This is a genomic window from Roseibium sp., from assembly GCF_025698965.1.
In the GTDB taxonomy this organism is placed as follows: domain Bacteria; phylum Pseudomonadota; class Alphaproteobacteria; order Rhizobiales; family Stappiaceae; genus Roseibium.
Genome location: NZ_JAILWL010000215.1, coordinates 1 through 10707, shown reverse-complemented (window position 1 = coordinate 10707; position 10707 = coordinate 1). Strand labels below are relative to the sequence as shown.

Genomic DNA, 10707 nt, shown 5'->3' with positions numbered 1-10707 from the left:
CTCCGACGATCCGCTCAATCCCGTCGCAGGCGCTCTCGACACCGACGTCGATCTGCCCGTCACCGTCGCCGGGGACGGCACCGTCACACCCTCCGCACTGACCTTCGAACAAACCCTGGTGCCGCTTCCCGGCTTTACCGGAACCCTGACAAACTCCGCCGCCGTCACGGCCCCCGCCGGCGCCACAGATGCCGATACGGCCGACAACTCCGCCGCTGATGTGGATACTACCGCTCCAAAACAGGCAGGTATTACTATCATCAAGTCAGCAGGATTGCGTGAAGTTGGCCGAGGAGCTCAAGTTCCCTATACCATTCAGGCCACCAACAACAATCCGACGTTTTCTACTACGGTGACCATCTTCGACAAAATTCCCTCCGGCTTCCGGTATGTTCCGGGAACTGGATCTGTTAATGGTGTTTCTATCGACCCAACAATTGAGGGCAGAGTCATTTCCTTCGCGGATATGACATTGGAGCCCGAGCAGACGATAAAAATCCAATTACGATTGCTCGTTCTGAGCACTGTGTCACCGGGCCTGCACAGGAACTTTGCCAATGCGCTTGATCAGGACGGAAACGCGGTCGGCTCTGACGCTGTAGCCGAAGTCATCGTCGTTGGTGAACACGTCTTCGACTGCGGGGATGTGATTGGTAAGGTTTTCGATGATGCAAATCGCAATGGTTATCAGGACAAGAGCGAACGGGGCCTGCCTGGCGTTCGGATCGCAACAGTTAAGGGTCTGCTGGTGACAACCGACAAGCATGGCCGCTACAACGTTTCGTGTGCCGATCTTCCCGATCATAGAGTTGGTACGAATTTCATCATGAAGCTCGATACGCGAACGCTGCCGGCAGGCTACCGTCTCACGACTGAGAACCCGCGTGTTGTGCGCTTGACGGCCGGCAAGACAACGAAGCTCGATTTTGGTGCTGCCATCGGCCGGGTAGTACGCCTCGATTTGAAGGATGAGGCCTTCGAACCGGGTCGCGTGGAGCTGAGACAGCGGTGGCGCAGCAGCCTGAACCAACTGATCGATGTACTTCGCGAAGAACAGTCGATCCTTCGCCTCAGCTATGTTGATGCCGGTACCAATTACGATCTTGCCGTCATGCGACTGCGTAGGCTTGAAAAGGAGATCACCAGACTGTGGAAGGTTGTCAACAGACGATACAGGCTTGAGATAGAAACACGAGTAGAAACAGGTCGATGAGTACGGTTTCCAATATAACTGCGGCAAGAAGTGGCACCTATACTGGGCGCATTCACTCCGAACAGCACTCCAACAGGTCGTCTCGGCGCTGACGAAACCATTGACAAAGAGGAATAGCTATGAGGTTACAGGGTGATGTCAGGTTAAATCCGGTTGGGTAATTTTGGACAGATGCATGTTGGTCAGACGGCCACTCCTGCAACCGCATTTCCAATGCGCGATGGCGCCGAGCCTATGCAGATGGACGGTGAGGGCTGAGGTTTTCGCGCGAGAGGGAACGAAGAGATTTCGGACCGCCGAAAAGACGGACAGGAAACGTTGCAACCCGCCCGGCGATCGAAATCCCTGCATGACACGTTCTCGTTCTCGCAAAGGCAGATGCGAGTTCTCAGCGCGATTGTTGAGGCCTTTATGTGATCGATGCTCGACTGCCGGCATGACTTGGCGACGAGCCGCTCCATAGGAACGAAGCTTGTCGGTGACAATCCGCTTCGGCAGGCATCCCTGCTGTTTCATCAGCCGGGTCAGGAGCCGCCTGGCAGCCTTAGTATTGCGCCGGCTCTGGACGATCTCGTCAAGAACATAGCCGACCTGATCGACCGCGCGCCGCAACCAATGTTTCCTCCCACCGGTCGTTACGACCACTTCGTCCAGATGCCAAACATCGTTCGGGTTCGGTAATTTCCGACGCAAGCGACCGGCATAGTCCGGACCGAACGTCTTGGCTCAACAACGGATAGTTTCATAGGAAACGACGATGCCGCGTTCCAGCAGCATCTCTTCGACAAGACGCAGACTTAGCGGAAAGCGGAAGTAGAGCTAAACCGCGTGGGCGATAATGGCTGGTGGAAAGCGGTGTCGTTTATAGCTGATGGGCGATCGGGTCATTCTTCCCGAATATCGGATCGATACTGATCATAAGTTAACCTGACAGCATCCATCATCGAGCGTGATTTTCGTGGTTATTGTGAGGAATGAATTTTCGACAACAAACTTGCTCGCCTTTTTTACATAATGAAGATTTTAGTGGGGACGAGTCCGTTGTTGGGGCTGGTTCGTGGAAAAACACATCTCTGATTTTATTGTCTCAAAGTGGCGGATCTGTCCTCCTTGGATGTTTGTTTAAGGCTTGCAAAACTCATTTAAGTGAAAATAAGTGTGCGGAAAGTAAATAATTTTGAGAATATTGTATTTCTGTATCATTTATACTGTGATCTTTGTCTCGATTTGTTAATTATTCATGATCATTAAACAAATTTATTGTGAGTTAGTGGAAGTGGATTGCGTAAATTGGTAATTAATTTAGATGGCGATTCTAGTCGTAAGAAATAATATCATTATGTTTTTTATCTCAATGGCGCTGATTTTGGTGCTGGCGCTTGGGATGTATGCAAGTAATCGCCTTCTTGCCCGATGGTTTTTGGTTCGCGCGATCGAAATCAGTTTTTTGCCCCACGAACAGAAGGTAAGGAATTTTTTACCTGCCTTTGAAGATGAACGACAGACTACCAAATCATCATCCAAACTTTTTCAACTTCGTTTGTTGTCCTTTCAGGAAGGGCGATCAAACCTAACGTCGAACGAAATAAATGAACTCAGGAGCTTGCATCTATATCCAAATGGGCAGCCGGTTATTTTGGATGCGGTAGTCAGTATACCTGCAGTTGGAAAAACGACGGGCGAGATTACCAAAAGTAATTTAGGGGTGGAGTGGCTCCGTGACGAATTACTTTTGTCGCGAACCCCACTGCTAGACGCCCTTCGGGGCGAGGCATCAACCGGAAATATTGGAATTTACCCCGATATGACCTGGTGGGGTGAGTTTGGTGAAAACGCAATAGTTTCGTTTCGGCCGGCCGAGAACCGGCGTGAGCAGCCAACAATGCTGCTATTGGTAAACCAGTCTCAAATCTTGTCGAGGCTGTCGCCCCTTAATTGGTGGATTAGCGCAACGGTTTGTGGACTGAGCCTGATGTCTGTCTTCTGTGCTGTCCTTCTCCTCTGGATGCGGTTTCGAGAGCAAATCCGCACCAATAAGGATGTCCAGTATCTCGCGCACCATGACGTGCTAACGGGCCTACCCAACAGAGCGGTGTTTAACGCCCGATTGACGGAGGCGTTGCGTTTAGCGCACGCCAAGGCCTCCAATATTGGCGTCTTGTTGATTGATGTAGATAAATTTAAGGAAATTAACGACACCCATGGGCACGGAACGGGGGATGTCTTTCTACAGATCATTGGCGAGCGATTAAGGGCAGTGTTTAGCGCTCACTTGGTTGCCAGGCTGTCGGGGGATGAATTTGCAGTGCTGCTAACCACAGTTTCAGATTCTGCACGGATGACCCGACTAGCCTCTGAATTGATCGCAGCCACAGGCGCGCCGTGTGTAATTAACGGGAAGGACATCAAGATTTCACTGTCAATCGGGCTGGCAAGAGCATCTGATGGCGCTTGGCGTTCTTCCAGAATACTGCATTGCGCTGATCTAGCGCTTTACAAGGCCAAACATAGTGGCCGTTCCACATTTGCCTGGTACACGGCTAGTCTCGACGCAGACGCACAAAAAAGGAAGGACGTCGAAAAAGGGCTAAACAATGCTCTTAAATACGGCCAGTTCGAGCTTGTATACCAACCACAATACGGGCTGAAAGACGGTATGTTACGAGGTTACGAGGCATTGATACGCTGGAACCATCCAGAAAAAGGAAGGATCACGCCAGATATCTTCATCCCGGTTGCCGAAGATACGGGGCAAATTCAAGAGATTGGCACCTGGGTTCTGAACCAAGCCTGCAAAGAAGCGGCAATGTGGGAAAACGAGGGCCGCAAAATTGCCGTCAATGTTTCCCCAGCTCAATTCATCGCCGGTGAAACACAGAGCCGGGTAGCGCAGGCACTCCATAATTCTCATTTGGATCCAAAGCGTTTGGAGATCGAAGTCACCGAAAGCCTTCTGATTTCGAATCCAGACGCGGTGATCGAAACGCTTCGAGATATTCACAGTATGGGCGTTTCTATTGCAATGGATGACTTTGGAACGGGCTATTCCTCGCTGAGCTATTTGAGTTTGTTTCCGTTTGACAAAATCAAGATTGATAAAACCTTCATCCAAAACCTCGGAAAAGACACAAGCACTGACGCTATTGTGACCTCAATCATTGGCTTGGGGCGCTCTCTCGATGTGGAAATCACAGCAGAGGGGGTGGAAACCAAGGAACAGGCAATTCTGTTGAGCGCCGCCGGATGTGATCTAGTCCAAGGTTACATGTTTGGGAAACCAGGAAGTGTTGCACAGCACGAAGCAGCCTTTCCGGTATTTCCCCTCAGCTCTTCTGATGATTATTGGTTTTCACAAAAACAGTCTTCACGACGAGCATGAAGTGTCCACAACAGAGTTTTACCAATTACGCGACCCGGGTGAATTCAACACAGACGAACGAATTGAATTGAGCCAATGGTTGGGTCGGAAACTTGCTTAGAGGTACCTTGCTTACTCTCGGAACTTTCTACCCGACTTAAAGGGGTAAAAAAGAGCTCAAAACGGCTCAATTGATTGCGCTTAGAGATCGATACACATTTGTAGGGGGACAAACAATGGCTAAGAAAAAAGCTGACGATGTGGATGTCTATGTAGGAAAGCGTATACGGGCCCGTCGCATCAATTTAGGCGAAACTCAGGAAGGTCTTGGTAGGAAACTTGGTGTCTCTTTTCAGCAGATCCAAAAGTATGAAAGAGGGGCCAACAGAGTAAGTGCAAGCAGACTGCTCACTTTCGCAAAGGTCTTGAGTGTTCCTGTGACATTTTTTTATGAGGGAGCTCCCGGTACTGAGAAACTCTTGGTTCCTGTAGCTGGCTCAGAAGCAATTTCAGACTTGATTATGAGTAATGATGAATCCCTTCAATTGAATCTCGCATTTAGTCGAATAAACGACAGTTGTCTTCGAGAAAATTTTATTCTTTTAGCCTGTGCAATTGCAAGTTCGACGGGTGTCTCACGGGCAGAGAAAATCTGTAACTGTGAGGAGGGGGAAGGGAATATCGGAGATGAATTACCACCACTAAAGCTTATCCGACGCGGCGATGTCAGCTCCGCGTAATGTTAAGTCCAAGTGACACCGACAACAAGTTGACTAAAGACAAATACTATAACTGCCAACTGGTGAAATATTCACGGAGAAGCGCGTGTTGGGTAAAATTCTCGGTTCAGACGAAGAACTTGCGCTCTTAAAGGCACAAGTCAAGGATCTGTCTGAAAAGGTCAAAGTAGTCGATGATCATATAGTCATTGACATTGAATGTGGATACGAAGTTCGCCGCGAACTATGTGACACGCATGAGAAAATTTTGGCTTGGGTACTCTATTTTTGCGATAGGCCATGGATTACAAGCGATGTTTTACGGCGCTTCATATCAATTGCAATTCGCGAAAACGGCCTCAAGTATCCGGAGCAATAACTCTGCGGGGAAAAATATAGGTTCCACGCCTTTGCGCTCGGTCACACTGTTTCCCCTACACCACGCGTCTTACGTTCACACGGAAGAAACGTGCCTGTAGTCGTTGTCAGTTTGCGTCACGTGTCTCTGAATATTCAATTCATCTGAAATTACCTCCTCCCATGTGAAGTTTTTTGTGCGTCAAATCTTCGTTGTACGCTCTTGTGATGAAAGACAGAGTGTACTCGATAGAACTGTCCAAATAAATCGGAGACGCTGAACTATGGACCTAAATAAGTTCGTTGCTGCAGAATAACTTAGGCGATTTGGTCTCCGCCAAGGCGGGGGATTATTCGTGAGTTGCGTGAGGAAAAAGGGCGGGGCCCCTTTTTTCCGGGAAGCCGGGAATTCTCGTACGAAGTCTGAGGAGCTCATTCGTCTTTTTATTGCAGCACAATGGAACTGAGTGCGCATCACTTGTGCTGGTGTAAAAGCATGAAACTTCCAAGCTACTGATGCCAAGGACTGTTGAGCCTCACATTTTAATCTCTTGTGATCGAGATGCGATCCGAGGGTAACTGACAGACAGAGGCCGAAAATGCTCAAACTTTTGAATGTGTTCGTCGGCAGAAACAATTTCCTGCATCTTCTCCGACGGTTTTCTCGAGAAGAACGCGCAGCAACATTGATAGAGTACGGGCTTATCGTGGGGTTTATTAGCGTTGCTCTTCTCTTTGCCTTGACTATGCTCGGTACCAGTCTTCGCGACGATGTATTCTCCAAGATTGCAACAGCCTGGGAAGAACCAGATGCAGAAGGTTATGGAGAGTGAATGCCATTCTCGAACTCTAAGACATGAATGAATTCTCCCTTTGATGCATTTCTCTGGGCTTGTCGCAAGTTTCGCCGTCGGACAGGTTTTTCCCGTTTTGGAAGCGTTTTTAGGCTTCGTTAACTTTTTCAATTCCGAAAAGCTCTGCAATCAGCTCGTTCTGTTCGCAGACGTTCCACTGGCCGGCAAAGTCGAAACCCTTCCTGAGCCAAAGCATTGCTTCAAAGCCTGCGATTGATTTTCTGGCCGAATTGAACGATCGGAACCCGCCGACCTTCGGCATGTTCTTCTTCAGCCTGTAATGGTCGCTCTCAATGCCCTGTTGCAAATGCTTGGTCACGTAGTGCACTGGGTCCGGAGCAAGCAGGCCATCGTCAACCGACGCCCCGATGGCCGGTGGAAATGTGCCAGCACCATCGGTGCCGATCGTGCCTGGTGACAGCAGCGGGGCGTCCCGCAACATTTTTTGAAAGAACCGCTTGGCTGCGTTCAGATTGCGCTTTGCTGTGAGCAGGAAATCGACCGGATTTCCATGCTTGTCGATAGCTCGATACAGGTATCGCCATTGGCCCTTGATGCGCACATAGGTCTCATCGATGCGGACCGAGCCGCAATGTGGCTTGCGGAACCGGCGTAGCCGCTTTTCGATCAGCGGTGCATATACCAAAATCCATCTGTTGATGGTGCTGTGGTCTACCTCAAAGCCGCGTTCCAGGAACATTTCTTCCAAGTCCCGATAACTTAGCGGATAACGCAAGTACCAGGACACTGCATGGATGATCAGCCACGCTTCGAACTGTCTGCCTTTGAAGTCAGCCTTCGATTGGCGTTTCAGTTTTTCTACGATGGCTGAGAGAATCATGACGCGGAACTCCAATTACAGGAGCGCTCTTTCAACAGCCAAATCTCAAGGCATGGTTAACTCGACAAACTTTGCGACACGCCCCCGGATCATTGGCCAAATATGCAACGGCTAACCGCTCGAAATAGGTCCCCTTGTTACGTTCTGTGCGGGCTTGTTCGCGATAGGACTTAAGGAGCGAATTAAGTGAGGTGGTCATTCAGAGAATCCGGCGATTAAAAAATCTATGATTGCAACGTTGTTTCTTGCATCTTTGTGCCATATCCGACGAGTGTCTGAAAGGTGCGCAAAACAAATATCATATTGCGGTAACAGTGATATCCTCCTTTTGTTTTTGGTTGCGTTGTCAAAGTATGCGGCTCGCTTCTATACTATCCCCCAGACCCGGAACCGCCCGCGTCCTGTGAGCTCCCGCAAATTGAGCTCTTCGACCAGCCGGAGCGCGGCCTGCGGCGTCACCCCGATGTCCTTGGCAATCATGCTTGCCGACACCATCGGCCGCGACAGCACCAGATCCACCAGTTCGGGAAGTTTCGACGACTTTCTCCGCCCCTTCAACCGGTGCTCCAGGGTCTGCCGGGCCAGCACCAGCTTGTCGTGTTCCTTGAGGCCGAACTCGGCCGCAGCCGTCAGCGCGGACAGGAGCGCCGTCAGCCGGGTTTCCAGGTTCTTGCTGGTTCTTTTGTCCCGCGCGATGAGCTTCAGGCCCAGGTTGACGGTCGCCAGATGCCCTGCGCTCGTCAAACCGGCCTCCGACAAGCTGCTCGCGGCCAGGAGACGGCCGAGCCAGGGCGTGCGCTCCAGCACGTCCAAAGAGTTCCAAGTGTCTAACAGGAGGACGGCGCGCAGAATGGGCGGCATGCTTTCTGTTTTGCGCAGAACCTCCCGCCATTCGGCCAGGCGGTCTTCTTCGCCCCATTCCGGGTCATAGACGATTTCAGCCCGTTTTTTTGGCGTTTCACGCTGAGGAGCAGGTGCCCCCGACAGGATTGCCGTGCTGCGCTCAAGCACCGCGTCAAGCGCGGCCAGGTCCTGGGCCAGCGGATCGACCTCATTGCCTTCAGTTTCAATCTGGGGGTTCAAGGGCATGGCAACTCCGTTGCCCCTCCCCTCTTCGTCCTCATTTTCTAGAAGACTCTCAGCGCCGCGCAACGCCGCAAACCCTTCGGGGCTGAGCGCCCAGCCACCAGAAAATCGGAGAATTTTTCTGCGGGCGCGCAGGACTGCATGGGCAATGGTCAGCTCGTGGGTTGGGGAGCGGATGTCGCGGGAGGCATCGTGCAGGACCAGGTCCTCCAGATGGACGAGCTCGCCGTCGATCCACAGCGAGGCGCAGGCGTCGTGGAACTGCAGCCGTTCGAGGCAGCCGGGTCCGAGCGGCGATTGCTTGAGACGCTCGTCGAGACGGGTGAGCGCGGCGGTGGCCTCCGAGATGGGCTGCAACAGGGCCTGGATCGGGATTTTTGTGAGATCGTAAGCCATTGTTTTTTTTATACTAGAATTGCCTAACGAATGCTATATGCTAATAAGGTTTCAGTACCATGATGCACGAAACAAACAGTCCATGACTATCGATAATAATCGTTTATCGATGATTAGACTTTTGAGCGCCTGTCAGCTAGGATTCCAGCCCGAACACCTGCCCGAAAGGCCTGAGAATGGCGCAGCCCTCTGCCCCGCCCACGGACGACGACACTGCGGAAGCCGTCGACAGGCGCATCGAGCAACTCGACACGCTCGCGGCCGTCCTGCCGGCGCTTGCCGGCAACCACCGCACCGAGCAACTGGCGCATCTGCTGACAAACGACGATGTCGAAACCTTGCGCCACCTGGCCAGGGAAGGCATGGGCGAGAATTCCCTGCGCGCCCTCACCTCGGATCTTTCGTACCTGGAAGCCTGGTGCCTGGCGGCCATGGGAGAAAACCTGCTCTGGCCGGCGCCGGAACCCCTGATCCTGAAATTCATCGCGCACCATTTGTGGGATCCCGAACAGCGCAAGAAGGATTCTTCTCACGGCATGCCGGAAGAGGTTGCAGATGCGCTGGAAGATCAGGGCTTGCTCAGGACCCCAAAAAATACGGCGGGTCTCCGACCCCCGCATGCGCCGGCGACTGTGCAAAGACGGCTGGCGTCCTGGTCGACCTTGCATCGCTGGCGCGGTCTCAAGGGTGTTTTTGGATCGCCTGGTGTCCGGTCGGCCTTGCGGCTCGCCGTGCGCGTTGCTGACCGACCGCGGCAACCAAAGAGCAAAAAGGCCGTGACAGCGGACGTGCTTGAAATGGTTCTCGCCACATGCCAGGGCGACGACACCATAAAACAGAGCCTTGCTGACCTACGTGACCATGCCCTGCTTCTTATCGGATTTTCATCCGGCGGCCGCCGCCGCTCCGAAATTGCAGGCCTACACCTGTCGCAGATTGCCTTCGAAAATCCAGTTCCGGCCGATCCCGAGAAACCCAAAAGCAGCCTTTTGGCGTGTGCATCCATTCGGCTCGGACGGACCAAGACCGAAGATTCTTCCGGTGACGACAATCATGTGGTCATCATCGGCAGGCCGGTGGACGCTCTAAAGAAATGGTTGGAGGCTGCCAAAATCACCGAGGGTTCTGTCTTTCGGGCGATTGATCAATGGGGCAACGTGAAGCCCCGGGCGCTGACGCCGCAATCGATAAACGCCGTGCTCAAGGCACGGATCGAGAAGGCCGGCTTCGATCCGAAGGATTTCTCTGCGCATGGCCTGCGCTCCGGGTTCCTGACCGAGGCCGCAAACCAAGGCATTCCGATCCAGGACGCCATGCAGCAGTCACGACATCGTTCCGTCGCCCAGGCATCGGCCTACTATAACGAAGCCAGCCGCAACCGGCGCCGGTCCGCACGGATCTTGGAGTAATTTCAATATATCGGGCGAACGGGACCTGAAAAAATGGAATGGATGCCGCCCTCTCCAAAACAGCATCGTAATGTGCCCGCCTGTTGGGGTTAACAACCAGGAAGCGGAAAGAGCGGCGCGAAGAAGACTAATCTGGGTGGACTTGAAAGTACATGTGCTGAACAAGGCCAGTCAGCAGCGCAGATGACCTTACCTACAGTTCGTCGTCGTCAAAATCGATGCGGACGTTGGCCGAGACTGCGATGCATTTTCTCGACGAACTTTACGAATGCGCCAGCTTCAACCCATTATCATCGAGTTTGACATTTGCATTGAGCTATTTTGCGAGAACCAGGAGGACAAACGATGACAAAACACGAGGGAGGATGTCTGTGTGGAAACATTCGGTATGCGACCCTGTCTTTGCCCAGTCGAGTCACGATTTGTCACTGTAAGTTTTGCCAGAGGGCCACAGGATCAGCGTATATGGTCGAG

7 protein-coding genes and 2 pseudogenes are annotated in these 10707 nt (G+C 52.1%); 6 read left to right on the top strand and 3 right to left on the bottom strand.

The window, feature by feature from the left end; translation table 11 throughout:
* A pseudogene (locus tag K5905_RS17540) lies at window positions 1-1213 on the top strand (hypothetical protein); the annotation flags it as partial.
* Window positions 1214-1351: 138 nt separating this feature from the next.
* Here the strand turns inward: K5905_RS17540 and K5905_RS17535 are convergent.
* A pseudogene (locus tag K5905_RS17535) lies at window positions 1352-2101 on the bottom strand (IS6 family transposase).
* A gap of 418 nt (window positions 2102-2519) precedes the next feature.
* On the opposite strand from K5905_RS17535, the gene K5905_RS17530 reads away from it, so the two are divergent.
* From K5905_RS17530 to K5905_RS17515, 4 genes are all read left to right on the top strand, one after another.
* Window positions 2520-4592, top strand: coding sequence for an EAL domain-containing protein (locus tag K5905_RS17530; protein ID WP_297586181.1), 2073 nt, complete (start codon window positions 2520-2522; stop codon window positions 4590-4592).
* Window positions 4593-4807: 215 nt separating this feature from the next.
* The gene (locus K5905_RS17525; protein WP_297586179.1) at window positions 4808-5311 is read left to right on the top strand and encodes a helix-turn-helix transcriptional regulator; all 504 of its coding nucleotides are present in this window, start codon (window positions 4808-4810) and stop codon (window positions 5309-5311) included.
* 85 nt (window positions 5312-5396) lie between these two features.
* Window positions 5397-5669 (top strand): hypothetical protein, encoded by a 273-nt coding sequence (locus K5905_RS17520; protein ID WP_297586176.1) that lies wholly within the window; start codon window positions 5397-5399, stop codon window positions 5667-5669.
* A 577-nt stretch (window positions 5670-6246) separates the two neighbouring features.
* A complete protein-coding gene (locus K5905_RS17515) occupies window positions 6247-6480 on the top strand; it encodes a Flp family type IVb pilin (RefSeq protein WP_297586174.1) in 234 nt (77 codons plus the stop codon).
* Window positions 6481-6589: 109 nt separating this feature from the next.
* On the opposite strand, the gene K5905_RS17510 is transcribed toward K5905_RS17515, so the two are convergent.
* Together K5905_RS17510 and K5905_RS17505 are read right to left on the bottom strand one after the other, a co-directional pair.
* Window positions 6590-7342 carry an IS6 family transposase gene (locus K5905_RS17510; RefSeq protein WP_297586171.1) on the bottom strand — a complete coding sequence of 251 codons (753 nt, stop codon included), beginning with the start codon at window positions 7340-7342 and terminating at the stop codon, window positions 6590-6592.
* Between the two features lie 366 nt (window positions 7343-7708).
* Window positions 7709-8824 carry an RHE_PE00001 family protein gene (locus tag K5905_RS17505; protein ID WP_297586169.1) on the bottom strand — a complete coding sequence of 372 codons (1116 nt, stop codon included), beginning with the start codon at window positions 8822-8824 and terminating at the stop codon, window positions 7709-7711.
* Window positions 8825-9000: 176 nt separating this feature from the next.
* On the opposite strand from K5905_RS17505, the gene K5905_RS17500 reads away from it, so the two are divergent.
* Complete coding sequence (locus K5905_RS17500; protein ID WP_297586166.1) at window positions 9001-10233, top strand: site-specific integrase; 1233 nt, start codon at window positions 9001-9003, stop codon at window positions 10231-10233.
* Window positions 10234-10707 lie beyond the last annotated feature (474 nt).